Annotated in this window: 26 protein-coding genes; 10 read left to right on the top strand and 16 right to left on the bottom strand. The window is 62.6% G+C overall.

The annotated features are described in order from the left end of the window. Positions 1 to 140 precede the first annotated feature (140 nt). From G552_RS15220 to G552_RS0110090, 4 genes are read left to right on the top strand one after another with little or no spacing between them, the layout of a single operon-like run. The gene (locus G552_RS15220; protein ID WP_156890724.1) at positions 141 to 575 is read left to right on the top strand and encodes a cysteine peptidase family C39 domain-containing protein; all 435 of its coding nucleotides are present in this window, start codon (positions 141 to 143) and stop codon (positions 573 to 575) included. After that, positions 572 to 727: a hypothetical protein gene (locus tag G552_RS16315; protein ID WP_156890723.1), complete on the top strand. Its 156-nt coding sequence runs from the start codon at positions 572 to 574 to the stop codon at positions 725 to 727. The genes G552_RS15220 and G552_RS16315 overlap by 4 nt, the downstream gene beginning before the upstream one ends. Next, positions 715 to 1326, top strand: a complete 612-nt coding sequence (locus G552_RS0110095; RefSeq protein WP_027882928.1) for a hypothetical protein — start codon at positions 715 to 717, stop codon at positions 1324 to 1326. Before G552_RS16315 ends, G552_RS0110095 begins: the two co-directional genes overlap by 13 nt. Positions 1327 to 1357: 31 nt before the next feature. After that, entirely contained in the window at positions 1358 to 2128 is a 771-nt protein-coding gene (locus G552_RS0110090; RefSeq protein ID WP_027882927.1) for an SDR family NAD(P)-dependent oxidoreductase, read from the top strand. A gap of 13 nt (positions 2129 to 2141) precedes the next feature. Here the strand turns inward: G552_RS0110090 and G552_RS0110085 are convergent, their stop codons facing one another. From G552_RS0110085 to G552_RS0110070, 4 genes are all read right to left on the bottom strand, one after another. Next, the gene (locus G552_RS0110085) at positions 2142 to 2420 is read right to left on the bottom strand and encodes a DUF4160 domain-containing protein (RefSeq protein WP_027882926.1); all 279 of its coding nucleotides are present in this window, start codon (positions 2418 to 2420) and stop codon (positions 2142 to 2144) included. A 105-nt stretch (positions 2421 to 2525) separates the two neighbouring features. Then, positions 2526 to 3017 carry an NUDIX hydrolase gene (locus tag G552_RS0110080; protein ID WP_027882925.1) on the bottom strand — a complete coding sequence of 164 codons (492 nt, stop codon included), beginning with the start codon at positions 3015 to 3017 and terminating at the stop codon, positions 2526 to 2528. Positions 3018 to 3024: 7 nt separating this feature from the next. Beyond that, positions 3025 to 3765, bottom strand: a complete 741-nt coding sequence (locus G552_RS0110075; protein ID WP_027882924.1) for a zinc ribbon domain-containing protein — start codon at positions 3763 to 3765, stop codon at positions 3025 to 3027. A gap of 51 nt (positions 3766 to 3816) precedes the next feature. After that, a complete protein-coding gene (locus G552_RS0110070) occupies positions 3817 to 4455 on the bottom strand; it encodes an MBL fold metallo-hydrolase (RefSeq protein WP_027882923.1) in 639 nt (212 codons plus the stop codon). A 47-nt stretch (positions 4456 to 4502) separates the two neighbouring features. On the opposite strand from G552_RS0110070, the gene G552_RS0110065 reads away from it, so the two are divergent. After that, positions 4503 to 5675, top strand: coding sequence for an MFS transporter (locus tag G552_RS0110065; RefSeq protein ID WP_027882922.1), 1173 nt, complete (start codon positions 4503 to 4505; stop codon positions 5673 to 5675). A 3-nt stretch (positions 5676 to 5678) separates the two neighbouring features. On the opposite strand, the gene G552_RS0110060 is transcribed toward G552_RS0110065, so the two are convergent. The 4 genes from G552_RS0110060 to G552_RS0110040 all read right to left on the bottom strand — a co-directional run bounded on the left by G552_RS0110060 (position 5679) and on the right by G552_RS0110040 (position 8591). Beyond that, the gene (locus G552_RS0110060; protein WP_027882921.1) at positions 5679 to 6317 is read right to left on the bottom strand and encodes an ABC transporter permease; all 639 of its coding nucleotides are present in this window, start codon (positions 6315 to 6317) and stop codon (positions 5679 to 5681) included. A gap of 107 nt (positions 6318 to 6424) precedes the next feature. After that, positions 6425 to 7276 (bottom strand): ABC transporter ATP-binding protein, encoded by an 852-nt coding sequence (locus G552_RS15215; protein ID WP_051195777.1) that lies wholly within the window; start codon positions 7274 to 7276, stop codon positions 6425 to 6427. Further along, entirely contained in the window at positions 7276 to 7683 is a 408-nt protein-coding gene (locus tag G552_RS16520) for a hypothetical protein (RefSeq protein WP_027882920.1), read from the bottom strand. The genes G552_RS15215 and G552_RS16520 overlap by 1 nt, the downstream gene beginning before the upstream one ends. 92 nt (positions 7684 to 7775) lie before the next feature. Next, the gene (locus G552_RS0110040; protein ID WP_027882919.1) at positions 7776 to 8591 is read right to left on the bottom strand and encodes a DUF72 domain-containing protein; all 816 of its coding nucleotides are present in this window, start codon (positions 8589 to 8591) and stop codon (positions 7776 to 7778) included. Between the two features lie 131 nt (positions 8592 to 8722). On the opposite strand from G552_RS0110040, the gene G552_RS15210 reads away from it, so the two are divergent. Both G552_RS15210 and G552_RS15860 read left to right on the top strand, forming a co-directional pair. Beyond that, a complete protein-coding gene (locus tag G552_RS15210; protein WP_036270628.1) occupies positions 8723 to 9991 on the top strand; it encodes a S8 family peptidase in 1269 nt (422 codons plus the stop codon). Between the two features lie 15 nt (positions 9992 to 10006). Then, on the top strand, positions 10007 to 11929 hold the full coding sequence (locus tag G552_RS15860; RefSeq protein WP_051195776.1) for a tetratricopeptide repeat protein: 1923 nt from the start codon (positions 10007 to 10009) through the stop codon (positions 11927 to 11929). Positions 11930 to 12172: 243 nt separating this feature from the next. Here G552_RS15860 and G552_RS0110025 read toward each other — a convergent pair whose 3' ends face one another. After that, a complete protein-coding gene (locus G552_RS0110025) occupies positions 12173 to 12862 on the bottom strand; it encodes a sulfurtransferase (RefSeq protein WP_027882918.1) in 690 nt (229 codons plus the stop codon). Positions 12863 to 12915: 53 nt separating this feature from the next. On the opposite strand from G552_RS0110025, the gene G552_RS0110020 reads away from it, so the two are divergent. From G552_RS0110020 to meaB, 3 genes are all read left to right on the top strand, one after another. After that, entirely contained in the window at positions 12916 to 13503 is a 588-nt protein-coding gene (locus G552_RS0110020; protein WP_036270627.1) for a GNAT family N-acetyltransferase, read from the top strand. Between the two features lie 190 nt (positions 13504 to 13693). Further along, positions 13694 to 14071, top strand: a complete 378-nt coding sequence (locus G552_RS0110015) for a RidA family protein (RefSeq protein ID WP_027882916.1) — start codon at positions 13694 to 13696, stop codon at positions 14069 to 14071. Positions 14072 to 14099: 28 nt separating this feature from the next. Next, a complete protein-coding gene (gene meaB / locus G552_RS0110010) occupies positions 14100 to 15017 on the top strand; it encodes a methylmalonyl Co-A mutase-associated GTPase MeaB (RefSeq protein WP_027882915.1) in 918 nt (305 codons plus the stop codon). Here the strand turns inward: meaB and G552_RS0110005 are convergent. The 7 genes from G552_RS0110005 to rpmH form a co-directional block, all read right to left on the bottom strand. Further along, on the bottom strand, positions 15014 to 16177 hold the full coding sequence (locus G552_RS0110005) for an aminotransferase class I/II-fold pyridoxal phosphate-dependent enzyme (protein WP_027882914.1): 1164 nt from the start codon (positions 16175 to 16177) through the stop codon (positions 15014 to 15016). The two genes, meaB and G552_RS0110005, sit on opposite strands and share 4 nt — an antisense overlap. 41 nt (positions 16178 to 16218) lie before the next feature. Further along, entirely contained in the window at positions 16219 to 17103 is an 885-nt protein-coding gene (prmC, locus tag G552_RS0110000; protein ID WP_027882913.1) for a peptide chain release factor N(5)-glutamine methyltransferase, read from the bottom strand. Next, positions 17087 to 17683: a Jag family protein gene (locus G552_RS0109995; protein ID WP_027882912.1), complete on the bottom strand. Its 597-nt coding sequence runs from the start codon at positions 17681 to 17683 to the stop codon at positions 17087 to 17089. The genes prmC and G552_RS0109995 overlap by 17 nt, the downstream gene beginning before the upstream one ends. Before the next feature lie 95 nt (positions 17684 to 17778). Continuing rightward, positions 17779 to 19155, bottom strand: a complete 1377-nt coding sequence (locus G552_RS0109990; RefSeq protein ID WP_027882911.1) for a YidC/Oxa1 family membrane protein insertase — start codon at positions 19153 to 19155, stop codon at positions 17779 to 17781. Between the two features lie 13 nt (positions 19156 to 19168). Next, positions 19169 to 19423, bottom strand: a complete 255-nt coding sequence (gene yidD / locus G552_RS15200; RefSeq protein ID WP_036270625.1) for a membrane protein insertion efficiency factor YidD — start codon at positions 19421 to 19423, stop codon at positions 19169 to 19171. Positions 19424 to 19465: 42 nt separating this feature from the next. After that, positions 19466 to 19798: a ribonuclease P protein component gene (rnpA, locus tag G552_RS0109980; RefSeq protein ID WP_027882910.1), complete on the bottom strand. Its 333-nt coding sequence runs from the start codon at positions 19796 to 19798 to the stop codon at positions 19466 to 19468. A 56-nt stretch (positions 19799 to 19854) separates the two neighbouring features. Further along, complete coding sequence (gene rpmH / locus G552_RS0109975; RefSeq protein WP_027882909.1) at positions 19855 to 20013, bottom strand: 50S ribosomal protein L34; 159 nt, start codon at positions 20011 to 20013, stop codon at positions 19855 to 19857. Positions 20014 to 20165: the final 152 nt, after the last annotated feature.

Below are 20165 nucleotides of genomic sequence, written 5' to 3'. Positions count from 1 at the left end.
GAGCTGGTACGAGGCCAAGGCGTCCATTGTTCGCGAGGCAATACGAAGTTATCTCGCCCATCCCCTCCACATCCTTCAGCCAACTGCGTAAATCCTAAACAGTTTCTTACAGCCAGGGAGAGGTGGGGGAAAAGGAGGTCTTGGCGCTCGCCCTTCGGGCCATGGGCGTAGGGGAGGAGGAAGCCCGCCCTAAAGGCCTCACCGCCCTGGCCCTCCTCCGGGCCATGGAGGCTTTGGGCCTTCCGGCCCGGGGCTTCCGGGTGGGCCTAGGGGGGCTTAGGGACTATTTCGCCCGGGGCGGCCTCCCCCTCATCCTCCACACCACCCGGCCCGAGCCCCACTACGTGGTGGGGGTGGGGGTGGTGGGGGATCAGGTGGTCCTAGATGACCCAAGCTGGGGCCGGCGGCTCCTGCCCCTCCAGGGGCTCATCCCCCGCAAGGGGTTCGGCGGGGCGGTTCTGGTGCCCATCCCTTCGCCAGAACTCATCCCCCGGGTGCGGGCCCGGCAGGGGGCGGTGTTGGCCTGGGCGGGGGGAAGACTGGAGCGGCTTGAGGGGCTTAGGAGGTGGCCGTGAGGTTTTGGGTCCTCCTGTTCCTGGCCTTGGGCCTGGCCCAGGCCCAGATTGACCCCTTGAGACGCCCCGAGGAGCCCCCGGGCCAGGTGCGCTGGAGCCTAAGCCTGGCCTATACCCCCACGGGGGGACGGGGCTTGGAGTGGATGAGCTAGGCCCTTTCGCCCGGGTCTGGGTGGAGCATGGGGTAGATCTGGGGATGGGGCTGAACTACGCTCTGGATCGAGCCTGGTCTGCGAGGCTGGACCTCAGGCTGGGACTAGTATGGCGGGTGGAGGAGCGAAACTACGGCGATGGCCTCCTACGCTTGGGGGAGAGCCAGGCCAATGGAAATGGAAGCTTCCGTCTGGGCTACCGACTAGACCCGGAATCTCCCCTGGACCCCAGGCTCTCCTTCAGCCTCACCTACCCCTGGGGGGTGGGCCTGGGGCTGGGTTTAGGTCTCCTGCGGGACCCGGTGGTTCTGGAGGTGGGAGGCCGGGTGGAACTCCTGGGTGGTGCTGGGGTCCAGGTGGGGCTGGAAGGAGGCCTTGGGTTTGTAGCCAACGACTGGGTGAGCCTGGTCTTTTCTGGAGGGCTGTTCTGGCCGGTGGGGACGGTGGCGCCGCCTTTGGGAGGGCTTGGGGTGCGGGTGCTTTACCGCCTGGAGGAAAGTCCTCCCCTGGAGCTTGGGGTTGAGGGGAGGCTTTGGGTCCAGGGCCAGGCGGTGCGGCTGGGACTTGAGCTTAGCCTGCAGGGGGCGCAAGGGCCTTAGGGTTCACCAGTACCCACTGCTTCGATAAACTTTGTACATGTTCCAGGGCAAGGTGGTACTGGTTACCGGTGCCGCGCGGGGCATTGGCCGGGCCATCGCCGAGGCCTTCGCCCAGGAAGGGGCCTTGCTGGTGCTGTGCGATGTGCGCCCCGAGGGCCTCGAGGTGGCCAAGCGGCTAGGTGGGCTGTTCGTTTACGCCGATATCGCCCAAGCGGCCCATCGCGAGCGACTGGTAGAACAGGCCCTAAAGCAGTGGGGCGCGGTACATGTGCTGGTCAACAACGCGGCCATCGCCGCGCCAGGCTCGGTGCTGAAGGTGGGTTTAGCGGAGTGGCAGCAGGTGCTGGAGGTCAACCTGACCGCCCCTATGCACCTCTCGGCCCTGGCCGCACGGGAGATGGCCAAGGCAGGGGGTGGGGCCATCGTGAACGTCGCCAGCGTGCAGGGTCTTTTCGCCGAGCAAAACAACGCTGCCTACAACGCCTCTAAGGGCGGGCTGGTCAACCTGACCCGTTCGATGGCCCTTGATCTAGCCCCCCTTCACATCCGGGTCAACGCCGTAGCCCCCGGCGCCATTGCCACCGAGGCGGTTCTCGAGGCTATCCAGATGACCGAAGACCCCGAACTCACCCGCCAGGACTGGGAAGACCTGCACGCCCTACGCCGCCTGGGGAAGCCTGAGGAAGTGGCGCAGGCGGTGGTCTTTCTGGCCTCCGAGAAGGCTAGCTTCATCACTGGGGCCATCCTGCCGGTAGATGGAGGCATGACCGCCAGCTTCATGATGGCGGGAAGACCTGTATAGGCGGCTAGCGGGGCTATTCCTGGTGCAACAGCAGCTCCCGGCTGGTTTTTTCCCCATCGGTTCCCTTAGCCTGGGCCCAGTGCCGCAGGAGCTGATCCCGCACCTCCAGGATGGCCTGCTGGATGCGCCCCAGCTCGGCCCGGGAAAAACCATTGTTGACCTGCAAGGCCAACGGCTGCAAGGTGAACTTGGCAAAGTGGCCCTGGTGCCCCACGCAGATGTAAGGCGGCTCGAGGGTATAGCCCGAGTTAACGTAGAAGCGATACTGGCCCAAACGGCGAAGCGTAATCATACCCTATCAATCCCCCTGGCTTGTGATACATAACCGTAAATCGTTGGGCTTACGTAACGCCAGGGTAGCACAACCCCAGACTGCTGAGATGAGATGGTGTTAATTTCAACGGCTAAACGACCAGGAAACCGGCTGCCCGTTGGCGTAGGGCATCACCCCGTGAAAAGGGCGCGGATCTGCGTCGAAAACCAGCGGCAGAAAGTAGCGATCCCCCGGCCACAAGGGCAGTTCCAGGCGCAAAAGCTTAGAGAGGGGCACCCATTCCAAATGGCCCTCGGAGTTGGTCAAAAGAGGGGTGCCCGACCAGGCTGGAATCAGGAAGATGAAGGCAAACCAGTCCTCACCCCCAGGGCCAAAACCGGGCCAGGAAAGGGTTCCCCGCAGGATAAGCTCCAGGGCCTCGAGGCCAGCTTCCTCGCGAATCTCCCGCCGCATCCCCGTGGCCACGTCTTCGCCGGGCTCGAGCTTCCCCCCCAGCCCGTTGTACTTGCCAAAAGCCGGGTCATCGGGCCGGGCGTTGCGGTGGATCAGCAAGACCTCCTGACCGTCGGGCGAGAGCACATAGCCCAGGGTGGCCAGAATCGGGGTGTATGGCACCGAGTCTCTACTCCCCCTTCCAGAGGATGCGCCCGCAGGAAGGGCAACGCACCACCTTCTGGGCCTGGTGAACCTGCTGGGCTACGTGCATGGGAAGCTGCACGTTGCAAGCGGTACAGCGGTAGCCCTGGTTAGTCCTGGCCATCCGGGCCAGGCCGGTGCCCTTGCGGGCCCGGCGGATGGACTCGTACTCCCGCACGATGGCGGCAGGAATGGTGGCGGCCATCTGATCGCGATCGGCCTTCTTGGCTTGGTAGACAGCCTCGAGGTCGTCTACCCGCTGCTGGTTAGCCGCCTCTAGCTCGGCCAGGCGAACCCGGGCCTCCTCCAGGCTGGCCTGCACCGCTTCGATCTCTTTTTCCAACCTGTCTATTCTCTCCATTAGGGGAAAAATCTCCCCTACGATGTTTTTCTTGTCGTTGCCCTCGATTTCCTCGATGCGATCCTCGAGCTGGCGCATCTGCTCGGCGTACTGGGTCTGCTCTTTGGCACTGCTGGCCTGGGCCTGGGCCTGTTTGGCCTTGGTATACTTACCCTTCAGGTCCTGCAGTTCTAGATCAGCCTTGTGGTAGGCCAGGCGCACCTCCCGCAGCTCGTCCTGCAGGTCACCAAGTCGATTTTCCAGCTCCTTGAAGCGCACGCGGGCCTGGCTCAGTTCCTCGGGAATGCAAGACTGATCGGCGCGAATCTGGTCAAGCTCGAGGTCTCGTTCCTGTAGGCGGTTTAGATCGGCCAGCGGGTCACTCACACCCACAGTCTAACACCCTTCCCTAGGCCTGGCCCTCCATAGCCGAAGGCTTCAGGTAAAAGGGTATCCGTCCATCACCCCCACTAGGTAGGGGTTGTCGGCCTTTTCCTGGGCTAAAGTGGTGATGGGCCCGTGACCGGGGTAGACCATCGTCTGCGGCGGAAGCTGAACCAGCTTTTGCAGGGAAGCCCACAGGGCCTTGGGGTCGCTTCCCGGCAGGTCGTAGCGGCCAATCCCTCCACGGAACAGCACATCCCCACTGAACAGGTGCCCCGGGCAGTAGAAGCCCACGTGCCCCGGGGCATGGCCGGGCAGGAACAGTACCTCCAGCCCCAGGCCAAAGTCTAACCGCTGCCCCTCAGTCAAAAACACCACCGGCTCGGGAGGGTTTGGAATGGAAAGCCCCCAGCGGGCCGCACTCTGGGCCGCGCTTCGGTAGAGGGGCAGCTCTGCTGGATGCAAATAAACCGGCAAACCCAAGGCCTCCACCAGGGAAGCCACCGCCCCTACGTGGTCGAAATGGGCATGGGTTAGCAGAATGGCCTCAGGCTTCAGGCCCACCCGCCGGGCCTCGGCCAGGATGCGCTCTGCCTCATCACCGGGGTCCACGACGACCCCCCGTCCCGCCGGCCCTAGTAGAAGGTAGGTGTTTTCCTGCAGGGGGCCTACGCTCAGAGTATAAACTTCCATCCCTCGTAGCATATCGCTTCTTCCCGAGTGGCAATAAACTTAGGGCGATGAGCCCGCTGGCCCTCCTCTTTCTAACCCTGTTCAACAGCATCTTAGGGTTGTCGGTTCTGTTTCCCATTCTGGGCCCACTCTCGCGCGAGCTGGGCCTGAGCGAGGTACAGGTAGGGCTATTTTCCACCGGCTACGCCCTGATGCAGTTTCTCCTTTCAGCCTACTGGGGCAGGCAAAGCGAGACCAAAGGGCGAAAGCCCATTCTGCTGCTGGGCATTGGAGGGTTTGCCTCGAGCTTTTACCTCTTTGCTCTTGTAGCCTGGCTGGGCTACCAGGGGGTGCTTTCGGGGGTGGGGTTGTTCGCGCTATTGCTGGCAAGCCGGCTTCTAGGGGGGGCTTTTTCCTCGGCCACCCTCCCCACCGCCCAGGCCTACCTGGCCGACATCACCCCTCGCGAAGCACGCACCCAGAGCTTTGCCCTTCTGGGAGCGGCCTTTGGCCTGGGCATCATCTTCGGCCCAGCCATCGGGGCGGGGCTGGCCCATTTTGGCCTGCTCGCCCCGGTGCTCTTCTCGGCTAGCCTGGCAGTGCTGAACGGTTTGTTTGTGGCCTGGGTGCTGCCGGAGTCGCGCCGGGCGGGCCGTTCGGAGGCCCCACCTCGGCTGGCCTGGAACGACCCCCGCATCCTGCCCCTGCTGGGGGTGGGGCTGGCGGTCAACCTGGCCTCCGTGGCCATGGAGCAGACCGTGGCCTTCCTTTACCAGGATCGCCTCGAGCTCAGCCCGGCCCAGACCGCCCAGGCGGTGGGGCTGGCCCTGGTGGTCTTCGGGGTGGTGGGGGTCTTGGTGCAGGGGGTCTGGGTGCGCAGCGTGCGCTGGCCGCCTCGGGTGCTTTTGGGCCTGGGGCTGCCCCTGCTGTTTTTGGGCTACCTGGGGTTGGCCCTGGCCCACAGCTTTTTGGCCCTGACCGCCTCGCTGGTGCTCCTGGGCCTGGGCAGCCTGGCCTCCCCAGGCCTTACCGCGGCTTTATCACTGGCGGTCTCGGACGACGAGCAGGGCGCGGTGGCCGGCCTGTCCAGCGCAGCGCAGGCCCTGGGTCGGATGCTGGGGCCGGTGGTGGGCACCTCGCTTTATAGCCTGTCCCCGGCCTACCCCTACCTGTTTTCGGCCCTGCTGGTGGGGCTGGTATTGCTTTTGCTGCTCGCCCGCCCGCGGCTGGCTAGGGGGTAAGGACTACCGGCTCATGGCAAACCCTCGACGAAGCGCGCGCTGAAGGCAGCCTTGAAAAACCAGAAATCCGATTAGAAGAAGGCCGAGCGATTGCAATCCAAGCCAGAACAAGAGCAGGGTGGCGTCCTCACCCGCCTCAATCTGGCGCATGGCCTGGATGCCAAGGGTGAGGGGCAGCCATACGGCCACCGATTGGAGAAAATGGGGAAGCTGAGACAGGGGAACCACCGCCCCACTTACAAAGAGCAAAAGGTACTCTAAAGCGCTGGTGTAGCTGATGGCGTTGCGAAAGATTAGCAGAATACCTCCCATGGCCAGACCCAAGCCGGCCAACCCCAACAGGGTCAGGAGTAAACAGAAGAATAGCAAGCCCCAGTTAAGCCCCCAAAGCAGGTACATAGGGAAGCCGAAGGCGACAATAAGGGCCAGGAAGGCCGGAACCGATACCAAAGTTTGCTGGAGCAAATAATAGGTCAGCCGAACAAGAATGAGCAAGACGGGAGTGGTGGCATGCAAGTAGGTCTGCTCGAAGGCCCCGCTGGTGGATTCCTCCCAGATATCGGCGGAAATGCGGGAAAGTGGGATACTGGCGTACTGCCAGAAAAATAGCCCGATAAGCCCAGCTAAAGAACGCTCACTCAAAAGCGAAACAATCCAGTAAATCCCCCCCCATGACCAGGAGCTGGTTGAGCAGGTTGCCAAACAGGAGCTGGCGATAGAAGCGCAATTCAGCCCAGTATCGAACCCACTCAGCCCTCCACATGTACATCCTCTTGCAAAAGTCGTTCCAAGGGCGACTGCTGCAGCCGTAGGTGGCGCACAGAGCCCCAGTTCAGGTGGCCCGCTTGACCAAGACTGACCTTGGTTCTGAACAGGCCGGCCTCCACGCTCAAAACCTCCCCCACCGCTGGCTGGTCTTCGCACCAGACCTCGAGGTAAGGCTGCAAACCTAATCGCTGCACCAACTCAGCCAGTCTCCCCTCAACCACAATTCGCCCCGCATGAAGCACAGCAATACAGTCGCAAACCGCCTCCAGAAACCCCATCTCGTGCCCGGTAAGCAAAACTGCACGACCAAGGCTCGCGTAACGGCGTATGGTGTTTCGCATCTCGGCCACGCTCCTCACATCCAAACCCGCACTGGCCTCATCCATCAAGAGCACAGGTGCTTCCTTTAGGTATGCTAGGGCCAGACCCACACGCCGTTTGGTGCCAAAAGAAAGCTGCAGAACAGGCTTATCGGCTTGCACTTGAAGCCCAGTGAGCTCGAGGGCCTCCTCTACTCGCTCTTTCAGGTTGGAAATACCCAGTAAGTGACCAAAGTAGCGCAAGTTTTGCCGAGGGGTCATGAACTCGTAAAGGCTGGGCTGGCCTTCCTTCATCAAGGCTACCGCTTTTCGGATCAGGGCCCTACTCGTAGGCTGGCCCAGCAGACGGATGCTTCCTCCATCTGGAGTAAGAAGGCCAGCCAAAAGCTTTATCAAGGTGGTCTTACCCGCCCCATTCAATCCTAGAAGACCCAGTACCTCACCTGGCTTCAGCCGCAAATTCAAGCCTCGCAGTACCTCGCGGGGAGGGAAGGATTTCCTGAGGTCTTCCACTAAGACCAGCGCGTCTTGAGCCGCAACGTCTCGCTGTAGAGGGCCTGGCCGTCCTTGGTCGGATTCTCCCACGAAAACGCCTCCTGGGAAAAGATTAGCGCACACTCCGCTGGCAAATAACCGTCTTCTATGACCAAGAGGCCGTTCCAGGTAGCCTCCACCAGCGTGCCTTCTGCCTTGAACTGGCGGTGGCAGGTAACCTGGTAACGATTACCGGAAATGGTTTTGTAAGAGACTTCCCACGGAAATACTTCCTCAACCTCGGTAGGACCTTCGTAGTGGCCCTCGAACACGTTGAAACAGAGGGAAACCGTGTTGTCAAGGCGCTTCACCACCCCTTTGGTGTAAATAACTCCTTTCGCTCCTTTCTTATAGGCTATAGTGGCTTCTTCCGTATAGGCGCTCATGACATGCACTGGGGTTTCTGGTCTAAAACCAGGATCGGGGCCTGGTTTGTGGTTTTTGCATTCTCATCAGAAGCTCTTCCAGGGGGTTTTGCCTAGTTACCAGGTGAAAGCCCCGCTTCTTGCAAAAGCCGCTCCAGCATCTCCAGGTTCGCCAGGGCGTGCCCTTTGGTGGTGTTGTTAAAGATGAACCAAACCTGGGTGATGTCCTCCTGCTCGAGGGCCGCCTGGAGCGAACGCACCCAGAAGGCCAGCTCCTCCGGGCTGTAGCGGTAGTCGTGCCGCTCAGACTGATCCTTGCCCTCGTACCACTTCTCCTTGTTGCGCCCGGAGAGCCTTATGTAGGCGGTCTTTCCGGTAATGTGGAGCTGGTTTTTAGGCAGACCAGGAAGGGGCGGATAATCGGGGCTGACCCAGACCAGGCCGGCCTGGCGGAAGGCCCGGCGCACTTCCTCGTTGTCCCAGGAGGCGTGGCGAAACTCCACCGCCAGGCCCCCTGGGGCCAGGGTCTGGTCGGCAAAGCGCTGGGCTAAGGCGGCCAGATAGCGGCGGTTCTCCGGGGTGCGGTGGAAGCTCTGGGGAAACTGGGCCAGAAAAGGCCCTAACACCCCTGCCTCCCGCAGCGGGGCCACCGAGTCGAATAGCCGTCGGTAATCCTCGTCACTGGCGTCGCGGGTGTGGGTCATGCGCTGGTGAATTTTCACCGCCCAGTGCACCCGCCCCCCGCTGCGCCGCAGCATCCCGGCAAAAGCCTTCTGGCCGGGAATGTTGTAGAAAGAAGAGTTCAGCTCGACCGCATTGAAGCGCTGGGCATAGAGGGAGAGCCAAGCCTCTCTTTTGGCCTCGGGCGGGTACAAGAGGCCCACCCAGTCCTCGTTGGTGTAGCCGCCGGTGCCCATATAAATTTCCATAGGGTTCCATTGTGACAGAGCGGAGTTATCCGATGCAGCGCAAGGCTTCAAAAGTACGGATTAGAGTCTTTTAATCTTGGCCTAAGGCTGACACAAACCATCTTCCCATACTGACCCCAAGGGAGGCGAGCATGGACTGGCTCAAGTTTGCCCAGGCGGCCATGGGTTGTATAGGCATTGCGCTGCTGGCCGGATGCGGCAGCGCGTCGTTGGGGATTGAGAGAGAAGCTGTAGGCAGCCGGGCTCTGCGAGTAGAGATTGCCCCTGGCGACAGCCCACAGACCCTCGAGCATCGCTACGGCGGCAGGATGGTGGTCTGGAACCCCCAGGCTGGCTTCGCCCTTTTACAGGTAGATGCCTCCAATCAAAGCGGCGAGCCCAACCGGCGGATTTTTCTAGCCAGTGGTCAGATAGCCTGGATGAACGGCCAGTCTAGCCTGTGGGCGGAAGGGCAATCCAGCTTGTGGGCGGAAGGGCAATCCAGCTTGTGGGCGGAAGGAACCTACCGTCTTTTCCCGCAAAATACCCCTCCTTGGCGGCAGATCGGCTTAGACAAAGCCCACGCCATCGCTACCCGTATGGGGCGTGGAGTTAAGGTAGCGGTGATCGATACAGGGATAGACCTGAACCACCCCATGATCCGCACCTCGCTGGTTCCCCCCAACGAGTGGTGGGATTTCGTAGACAACGATCCCCTGCCTCAAGAGGAAGGGGTTTTGGGAGAAGGGGGCTTTGGCCATGGAACCAACGTGGCCGGCATTATTTTGCAGGTCGCTCCAGCCGCCCGGATTATGCCCCTGCGGGTGCTGGGCCCAGATGGGCGGGGAGATGTACTGGCCTTGGCCGCGGCCATTGACTGGGCCATGCGGCATGGAGCCCAGATTATCAACCTAAGCCTAGGCAGCGACGATATCTCGCCTGCGGTGGAAACCACCCTGCAAGCTGCGGCAGCCCAAGGCATATTGATCGTTGCCTCGGTAGGCAACCGGGGCAACAACCATGTAAGCTACCCGGCCTCCTTGGCCCACCTCGAGGACAGAGGCGGCTACCAGCGCCTGAGCGTAACCAGCGTGCGGGTCGACCTGGAAAAATCCCGCTTCGCCAGCTACGGCCCCAGCGTAGAACTAGCTGCTTTAGGGGAGAATATCTATGGCCCCGCACCCGATGGCCGGATAGCCGCCTGGAGCGGCACCTCGATGGCCGCACCCATGGCCTCGGGTGCCCTAGCCCTAGCCTTGGGTGAGCCCCTTTCGGTACCTGCCCATATGCTGGCCGATGCCCTCTACCAAAGCAGCAACGGTGTAATCTACAACAACGACACCAACCGATCCTTCAAAGATCAGGTGGGCAAGGGGCTAATCGACCTGGAATCTTTCCTAAACAACGTGGTTAACCGCTAGGGCAGCGCTTTGGCCATGCTGAACCCCCCTTTTCGCCGTACCCAACCTCTGCCCACCCGAGCCCGTCTAGAAGAACTGCTGGCCCAGGCCGAACGCTCGGTGGAGCAAAAGACAGCCGAGTCAGTGAAGCTGGCTCAGCAAGCCCTGCACATGGCCCAACAGCTTGGCCTCGAGGCGGCCTGGCAGCGGGCCTGCCTACTGCTGGGCCGGGCCCACTACCAAAACGGCAACTCCCGCCAGGCCTTGACCTGCCTGACTTCCCTCGAGCAAGCCCGTCTGGGCCCACGTCTGTCGGCGGAGTGGCACCTGATAATGGGCCGGTGTTACAACGACCTAGGCGAGACGCCGCTAGCCACCACTCACCTGACCAAAGCTGTGGAGCAGGCCCAGGCTATCGGCCATAGCGACCTAACCACCGCTGCTCTAAACGCCCTGGCGGGGGTCTACTACACCCAGGGCAACTATGTGGAGGCCCTTACCGCACTGAACCAGGCGGTGCAGTTAGCACGGGTGTTGGGCCAGACCCACCAGGAGGCCAAGTTCCTCAACAACATCGGGCAGATTTTTACTCGCATGGGCAACTATGCGGCTGCCTTGGAAAATCTACTACAGGCCTACTCACTCATCCGAACAATTCCTGATAACGCCCAGAACGAGGCCACCTACCTGCTCAGCATTGGGGCTTTGCACCAACAGATGAATAACCTCGAGCTGGCCTATGACTGCTTCGCAAAAGCGTTGGAGTGGGGCCGCTCGGCCCATAACCCCCGGGTAGAGTGTGTGGCCCTCAACAACCTGGCCAATGTGCTCCTGCTGCAAGAGAGCTGGGAACGGGCAAAAGAATACTTTGAAGCAGCGCTGGCTCTAGCCCGCGATCTAGGCAACAAACACTTCGAGATTGATAACCTAGATGGCCTAGGGCAGGTGTTCCGCACACAGGGAGCCTTTGAAAAGGCCATCCTCTATCATCAGCAGGTTCTGCAAATGGCCCAGGCCCTCGAGGATCGGGAGGGGGTCGTGGAAGCCCTGCTCAATCTGGGACGGGACTACCTAGCAGCCAACTGGGCTGAGGAAGCCTTGACCGCTCTGTCGAAAGCCCTCGAGCAGGCCCAGCAACAGGGCTATCTCAAAGCAGTGTACGAGGCCCACCAACTTATAGCTCGAGCCTACCGCTATAAAGGCCAATTCGAGCAAGCCCTCGAGCACCACGAAGCCTTTTTCCGGGTGCGCGAGCAGGTTTTGGAACAGGAGAAACAACAACAAGGCCAGATGCTCACAGCCCAGTTCGCCTTGGAGCGGGCCCGCCATGAACGCGCCCTGATGCAGCAGCTTACTCAGCAGGCCCAAAGCCGTACCGCCGAGCAGATCGAGCGGCTGGAGGAAGTTCAGCTCGAGCTGCTGAACATCCTAGCCACGCTGACCGAGTACCGGCACGACCCCAACAACGAGCATGTTTTCCGTGTGGCCGAGTATGCCGCTCAGATCGCCACGGCACTGGGTTGGCCCAGCGAGCGGGTGGAGGAGTTGCGGCGGGCCAGCTTGCTACACGACCTAGGCAAAGTAGGGTTAGCCGAGGAACTCCTAGAAAAGTGCGGCCCTCTAACCGAAGCAGAACGGCTACAAATGCGGCATCATACCGAGATTGGGCACGAGCTGCTCGCGCCCAACCGCAGCTCTTTGCTCAAACTAGCAGCCAGCATTGCCTATAGCCACCACGAGCACTGGGATGGTAGCGGCTATCCTCAGGGGCTCAAGGGAGAAGCCATTCCCCTCGAGGCCCGCATTGTGGCCATTGCCGATTGTTACGATGTGATGACCCGGGGCCGGGCCTACCAACCTCCTCTTACCCCGCTCGAGGCCGCCGCTGAACTCAAGCGACAAAAGGGCCGCCAGTTCGACCCCGAGCTGGTTGAGGTAGCCCTAAAGGTTTTTCGCTAGCGGCCTTTGGTTCCCCCTCTGTTGGCTAGGGGCGAGGCTTGTTTCACGCATGAAGATGGCCTTTGCTCGCCCATCTCAAGCAACCTCTCTGGGGAACTGCTCCACGGCCTTGGTTCCGCACGTGGCTGAAAGAAAAGCCAAAACGCACCAGGGACGAACAGCCCGTTGGGGAACGGCTACGGAAAATGGCTGGCCAAGGCCGCCTATCACCCAATGGCGACATTGCCCGCAAATGCCCTGGGGTCAGGGGCCGCGTTCTATGGGCAAGTCGCCTTCGGCTTCCCACTCGAGCATGCTGCCCAGGTAGTTCTTGACCCGCAAGCCCTGCTGGCGCAAGAGCCAAAAAGCGCTGGCGCTGCGGGCCCCACTGCGGCAGTGTAGCCCCACTACCTGGCCCGGCCTTAGGCCCAGGGCCGCGGCGTTGTCCAGGGCAAAAGCCCCCAGGGGAAGGTTGCGGGCTCCAGGGATGCGGGCCGTGGCAAACTCGTGGGGCTCGCGCACATCCAGCAGTACCTCTGGCGGGCTGGTCAGAATCTCGTCGGCGGTGAGCAGAATCTCGCGGTTCAGCCGGGCCCAGGGTGGGGTGGCCTGGGGTTGAACCGGGGTCTGGCTGGTGGCTCGGTTCTCCCAGCCCTGGGGCCAGAGGTAGACCTCGAGGCCCCCCAAGGCCAGCATAAAGGCGGTCTTACTCAGACGGGTGTTGAAACCGGCATCGTAAACCACCACCGGCCGCTCCGGGCTAGCCCCGATACGCCCATTTAGGTCGGCCAAGGCTTGCTCGAGCTGCCGCAGTTCCTCCTCGGTGCGCAAGCGCCCCCGGAAACCGGAGAGGTCCAGGTTGAGCGCTCCCTCCAGATGGCCCTGGGCGTACTCGGCTGGTAAGCGGCTGTCTATGAGTAAGGCGTGGGCAGGTGGGTCGGCCTCGAGGATCATGGCTCTGATTCTAGGGCAAAACCACCGCGGCCCGCTCTTGTATGCTTGAAGACATGGCGCTACGGGTAGAGGTTCTCACCGGCCAGGAAATCGCCCCCTTTATTCCCGAGCTAGCCCGGCTGCGCATGGAGGTCTTCCGCGAGTGGCCCTACCTGTACCAGGGCAGCGCCGAGTACGAGGCGCAGTACCTGGCTAAGTTTCTAGCCCTGCCCGAGAGCACCCTGGTGCTGGTGCGCGACGGGGAACGGGTAGTGGGGGCCTCCACCGCCTTGCCGCTGGCCCAGGCCGAGGCCGAGTTCCAGGCCCCCTTTGTCCAGGCCGGGCTGAATCCGGCGGAGTGGTACTACTTCGGGGAGTCGGTGCTCGAGCCAGCCTACCGGGGGCGGGGCCTGGGGGTGGCCTTCTTCCATCACCGCGAGGCCCGGGCCCGCCTTCTTGGCTACCGCTGGGCCACCTTCTGCGCGGTAGAACGCCCACCCCAGCACCCCCTCAAGCCCGCCCACTACGTACCCCTGGATACCTTCTGGCAGCGCCGCGGTTTTTCCAAGCGTCCTGATCTGGTCTGCCAGTTTAGCTGGCCCGATCTGGGCGAGGCAGCGTCCACCTCCAAACCCATGGTCTTCTGGGTCAAGGCGCTCTAATACAAAACGCATAAACCGGCCATCGTTTCACAAAACCTATGGGTAGCAAAGTCCCGTCCTAATCTGAAAAACCCCTTGTTATTTCCCGAGAAACCCAAAGATACCCACAAAGTTATCCACAGAAAACCTGGGGTTATCCACAGAGTTATCCACAGCCTCCCCCCCGCAGGCTTTGGTATAAGCTGTTGCCATGAGCCAGAAAGCCGTTCAAACCGACCAAGCACCCCAGGCCATCGGTCCCTACAGCCAAGCCATCGTGGCCGGCGGGATGGTGTTCTGCTCGGGCCAGATTCCCCTCACCCCCACTGGCGAACTGGTGGCCGGAGACATTGAAGCCCAGACCCATCAGGTGATGAAAAACCTAGGGGCGGTCCTCGAGGCTGCCGGCAGCTCTTATGCCAAGGTGGTACAAACCACCTGCTACCTGGCCGACATGAACGATTTTCCCGCGTTTAATAAGGTCTACGCCGAGTATGTGCGCGAGCCTTTCCCAGCCAGAGCCACCGTACAGGTGGCCCGGCTGCCGCGCGACGTGAAGGTAGAAGTAGCCTGCATCGCGCTGCTATGAAGGCTGCTGAGGGTAGAGGGCTAGCGCAATGAACCTCTACGAGCGTTTTCTAGCCCAGGACATGCGGGCGCTGGCCCGGGCCATCACCCTGGTGGAGTCGGGGTACCCCGAAGGCCAGGCCCTGCTACGCCAGCTCCGTGGGCGGGGGCAGGCCAAGGTGGTGGGCCTGACCGGTAGCCCCGGGGCGGGCAAGAGCACCCTGACCGACCGGCTGATTGAAGAGGCCCGCCAGCGGGACGAGCAAGTCGCGGTGCTGGCGGTAGACCCTAGCAGCCCTTTCACCGGCGGGGCCATCCTGGGCGACCGCATCCGCATGATGCGCCACCACCAGGACAAAAAGGTCTACATCCGCTCCCTGGCCAGCCGGGGGGCTTTGGGCGGGCTGGCCGGGGCTACCGTGGCCACCTTGGCCCTGCTGGAGGCCTTCGGCTTCGACCGCATCTTTGTGGAGACGGTGGGCGTGGGGCAGAGCGAGGTAGACATCGCCCGGGTGGCCGATACCACCGTGCTGGTGCTAACCCCTGCCGCCGGCGACGCGGTGCAGGCCTTTAAGGCCGGGGTGATGGAGATCGCCGATGTTTTTGTGGTCAACAAGTTCGACCTGCCCGGTGGGGAGCGCATCGTGCAGGAGCTCAAAACCACCCTCGAGCTGGCCCCTCCGCGCGCTGCCGGCTGGAAGCCGCCGGTGCTGACCGCGGTAGCCCCCAAAGGCGAAGGGGTGCCCCAGGTATTCGAGGCCATAGAAAGGCACTACCAGCACCTGCAGGCCCACAGCCTGCTCGAGGCCGACCGCCTCGAGCGGGCCCGCTTCGAAGTGGAGAGCGTAATCCAGGAGTGGGGCCGCCGCAAGACCCGCGAAGGCCAGGCGCTCATCGCCCGGGTGGCCAAAGGCGAACTCAGCCCGGAGGAGGCCGCTCTAGCGCTAATGGGCCTGCCGCCCGGCTAGGCCCCGGCCTGGCGCAAAAACTGCCCGATCTTGAGGGCGCTCTGGCGCAGCACCTCCTCAGGCTGCACCAAGGCAAAGCGCACGTAGCCCACCCCACCCGGCCCAAAGGCCCGCCCCGGCGAGAGGGCCACCCCGGTCTGGGCCACCAGGGCCTTGGCAAAGGCCAGGTCGTCGAAGGGGAGGCTCGAGGGCAGCCGGGCCCACAGGTACATGCCTGCCGCCGGCAGCGCAACCGGCCAGCCCTGCTGGGCCAGGGCCTGGGCCATGGCCTGGCGGCGACGGGCCCAGGTCTGGGCATCGGCCCGCAGCCGTTCAGCAGGGACTTGCAAGGCGGCTATACCCATGCGCTGGATGCCCAGGTACTGGTTGAAGTCGATAGGGGCCTTCAGGGCCTCCAGGCTGGCGATGGCCTGGGCGCTACCCAGGGCCCAGCCCAGGCGAAAACCGGCCAGGTGGTAGCTTTTGGAGAGGCTAAAAAGCTCCACCACCCGCTCGCGTCCCCCCGGCAGGGCCAGCGGGGAGGGGGTGGGCTCCAGGGCCTGATCCAGGTAGGGGTTGTCGTGGATGAGGAGCAGGTCGTAGCGCTGGCAAAAGCGCAGGGCCTCGGCGAAGAAGTCCCAGGAGGCCAGGGCTGCGGTGGGGTTGTTGGGGTAGTTGAGCAAGAGAACCTTGGCCCGCCGGGCCACCGCCTCCGGCACAGCTTGTAGGTCGGGCAGCAGCCCTTCGCCCAGGGGCATTAAGTAGGCCTCGAGGCCCGCCACCCGGGCCGCCCCAAAATAGGAGGGGTAGGCCACATCGCACATCAGCAGCCCATCGCCGGGGTCGGCTACGGCCATCAGCAGGTGGGCCAGCCCCTCCTGCGAACCAATCAGGCTAAGGGCCTCGCGCCGGGGGTCGAGGGCCACCCCGTAGCGGCGAAAGTACCAGTCGGTGGCAGCCTCCAAAAAAGGCAGCGTCCCCGACTTAAGGCAGTAACCATAGGTGGCTGGGTCGTCGAGGGCCTGCCGCAAAGCCTCCAGGGCCTCGGGGGGCGGGGGCAGGTCGGAGGCCCCAATGGAGAGGTCGATCACCTCCAGGCCCTGGGCCCGGGCCTCGGCCTTGGCCGCGTCCATCTCCAAAAATACCCCTCCCCCCGTGGGGGTGCGGCGAGAGCGGAACATACTGGCTTCTACCATACCGCAAGGGCCGGGGGCCCGTTTGTCTATCCCTCCTCCCGCAGCAAAAGCCAGGTGGGGTCTTCCGGGGCTTCAAGAGGCTTTTGCGCGGCTAGGTAGCGAGGCCTCTGGGTCAGATCAGGGAAGACCCGCACCCCCTGCCAGTCCCGCAAAAGCGCCTCTTTGGCTAGGGTGTGGACGTTTTCCGGGGCTAGCTCCAGCAACAGCCAGCCTCCTGGCCGCAGGGCCCGCCAGGCCTCCTCCAACAGCGGGCGGGCCACGTCCAGGCCCTCCGGGCCGGCATAGAGGGCCTGGGGGTCTTCGTAGGCCAGCTCGGGAGGGGCCACCGCCCGGTAGCCCTCGGGCAGGTAGGGCGGGTTGGAGACAACGAGGTCGAGCCCCTCCAAGCCGGCGGTATAGGCCGCGAGGAGGAAGGTGACCTCGAGGCCCAGCCGCTGGGCGTTGCGCCGGGCTAGCTCGAGGGCTTTGGGGCTGATCTCGCTGGCCCAGACCTGGGCCAACGGGCGTCGGGCCTTGAGGGCCAGGGCAATGGCCCCACTACCGGTGCCCACGTCCAACACCCGTGCCTCGGCCTGGGGGGACAGGTAGCCCAGGGCCCGCTCGACCAGCCCTTCGGTCTCGGGTCGGGGAATCAACACCCCCCGCTGCACCTCCAACCTAAGGCCGAAGAACTCAGCCTGGCCCAAGAGAAGCTGTAAAGGGTAGCCCTCCAGGCGCAGCTTAAGCATGGCCCAGGCTGCCTCCTCCACATCCAGCGGCACCCCCTGGGTCAGCCGGGCGGCAAGCTGGGCTCCTTCTAGCCCCGCCGCATGGCCTAGAATCCAGCGGGCCTCTATGCCGGGCTTCCCAACGGCCTGTAGCCGCTCCTGTAGCGCCCGCAGAAGCTCGAGGTAGCTAGGCCTCGGCCTCATTGGCTTGGCGGGGCAACACCACCACGTGCCGCGCCTCCCCCTCCCCCACCGAGGTGGTGGTGACCCTGGGGTGCTGCTTTAGCATCACGTGGATCAGGCGCCGCTCGCTAGGGCGCATGGGAGGCAGCTCCACCGGCTGGCCGCTGGCCTCCACCCTTTGCACCGCCTCCGCCGCCATCCGCCGGAGACGCTCCTCGTTGCGCCGGCGGTAGCCCCCCGCGTCCAGCACCACCCGCCAGGCCGAGCCAAACTGCTTGGCCATGGCCACATTGGCGATGAACTCGAGGCTTTGCAGGGTTTTGCCCTCGCGCCCAATTACCCGGCCGGCATCCCCCCCCAGAATCTCCACCCGGAACACGTTCTCCTGCTGCACAATCTCCACCGAGTAGGCCGGGTCGAGGCGCAGTAGAAGCCCCACCATGAAGTGCTCGAGGGCGCTTTTGGGGTCTTGCTCCTGAGTGGCGGGGGTCACAATGGGGGCCGCTTCTCCCTCCTTGAGTACGACCTCGGGGGCGGTTTCGTCCTCGCCGATCCCCAGGTCGGATAAGAGGTCGTCAAGTCCTTTCTTCCGGTCGTCCATAAAAATCTTCTTATAGCTTATACCCTACGCCCCGTTCTCCTTTTGCGAGGAAGGGCACCCCTACCCCAACCCGGGCGACCTTCAGGGAACCCCCCTTAGCTCTGGGCTGGCTTCAAAGGCAGGCCTAGCTGCTTGTTGATGAACCACTGCTGCCCCACGCTGATCACCGTCTGCAGCAACCAATAAAGGGTAACCCCTGCGGGAAAACTAAACAGAATGAAGGCGAAGACCAGGTTGATTAAGATACCCTGGCGCAAGGCGTCCTTGTTGCCCGCCGCCGAGAGCCAGGTGGAGGCCAGCAGCACCACGATGTAGAGAATAGGCAGGATATACAAAGGGTCAGGCAGGGCCAGGTCCCTAATCCACAAAAAGCCCTGGCCAAACTCGTAACCCACCATGATTTTGTACATCAAAAACAGGATGGGCATCTGCAAGAGCAAGGGGAGGCAGCCACCCAGGGGGTTGATTTTGTGCTCCTGGTAGAGCTTCATCATCTCCTCTTGCTGCTTCTCTTTGTTATCTTTGTACTTTTCCTGAATCTTCTTAATCAAAGGCTGGATTTTCTGCATCTCAGCCATGCTCTTGAACTGCTGGTGCATCAGGGGCCACATCAAAAGGCGAATCAGGAGGGTGATCAGCAGGATGGCCAGAACCCAACTGCCCCCCACCAGGCGGTGGGCCTCCTCCAAGGCCCACAGCAGGCCCAGCGAAATCTGCCCCCAGATGTTGGGCTGGAACACCCCAGGCAACTGGTAGAAGCCTTCCACATGCAAGCGCACCAGCTCGTTGGCCCCACCATAGACCCTAAGGTTGAGGCTGCCCGCGGGTACGGCCACCTCGGCAATGCCCGCCCCATTGAGCAGGGTCAGGCTGATGGGGGTGGGGGTCTCTGGGCGCAGGAAGATAGCCCAGCCCGCATTTTTCTGGGTCTGCCAGCCCACGTACACCGCCGGCCCCTGGCCCGCGTTGAGGGGCTGGCTGTTGCCCTGGCCCAGCCACTTGGTGATAGGGTTATCGGTGCCGCCGATGCCCGTCCAGACCAGCTTGCGTGGCGTGGGGCTTTGGATGTCTACGTCTATGGTCAGGAAGCGGGGGTGCACGGTGTAGGTGAGGGTGGTCTCGCCGTCGCTAAAGCGGGCGATAAAGTCGGCATCGGGGTTGGTGGGGTCGCGGCGCGCGAACTCGGAGCGGGTGGGCTGGAAGCCCTCGAGGGTACCAGGCAGGGTCTGGCCCGCGCGAACCAGGTTGGGGGCGCGGTCGTAGTTGCCTTTGAAATCGGTAGCCCGGGCCATCTTGACGTACCAACCCACAATCTGCCCCTGCGCGTTGAAAGCGATGTCGGCCAGGTTGGTGACGGCCACTTTTTCCGTCTTGCCGTCTTTGTTGACGTCTACCTCGCGCCACTCCGGGGTGAGGGCGAAGGCAGGGGCCAGGGCAAACCAAACCAAACTTATCCAAAACCAACGTTTCATTCAGAGGCTCCTTTTATTTCAAGTCCAGTGGATTCCAGCGGACTTTGGGTCTTTCCTTAGGGACAAAATCCAGCCCGCCTGGGTGCAGCGGGTGGCACTTGAGGATGCGCTTTAGGCTCAGATACAGGCCCCAAAAAGCCCCGTGGCGCTCGAGGGCTTCCAGAGCATAGGCGCTACAGGTGGGGTAAAAGCGACAGGTAGGCGGCTTGAGCGGCGAGATAAAGCGCCGGTAGAAGCGCACGCTTCCCATCAAAAAACCCTTTAACATGTTCAACCAACGCTCCAGAGGCCCGGGTTAGGGCAACCTGTGCTATTGTACCAGCCCGCTCTTTTTTAGAGCATGGCCCAGGTCCCGCAACAGCTCCCAGTAGGAAGCCTCGACGGCCTGGGGGTGTACCACAATCACCATCTCACAGGGGGGCAGATGCATCTGCCGCAGGATTTCCCTCAGGCGACGACGGATTTTGTTGCGCACGGTGGCTTTTTTAGAAACCTTCGCCGAAACCACAATGCCTACCCGTACTGGGTTCACCACCTGGGGGCGCAAGGGCAGCCAGCGCAGGGAAAGGTATTTGCCACGCCCTTGGCGGCCTCCCCGAATACGCTGGAAGGCCTTTTCACCTTTGAGGCTGGAGAAGGGCATACGAGGGTGGTAAAAAAACTCCCCTACCGAGGGGAGCCAACCCGGGGCGCAAAGCCTTAGCGGCGGAGCTGCGGTTCGCTACTGACGCTTAGCTTCACACGGCCTTTAGCGCGGCGGCGGGCCAGCACCTTGCGGCCACCGGCGGTCTTCATGCGGACACGAAAACCATGGGTTTTGGCCCGCTTGCGCTTGTTGGGTTGCCAAGTGCGTTTCATCTGGTTCCTCCGAAGGCTGGCCAGATGGCCAGAAGAAAATCCTGCCGGGCCGAGCCAGGCAACCCTGCTAGTTTAGCACAACCCCTCTAGAAGGGGAAGCCGGTGTAATCGGTCAACACATGTGAGACTGGGGAACCGACTCCTCCTGCATC

This window comes from Meiothermus rufus DSM 22234 (assembly GCF_000423425.1).
Classification (GTDB): Bacteria; Deinococcota; Deinococci; order Deinococcales; family Thermaceae; genus Meiothermus; species Meiothermus rufus.
This window is presented reverse-complemented; position numbering and strand designations above follow the sequence as displayed.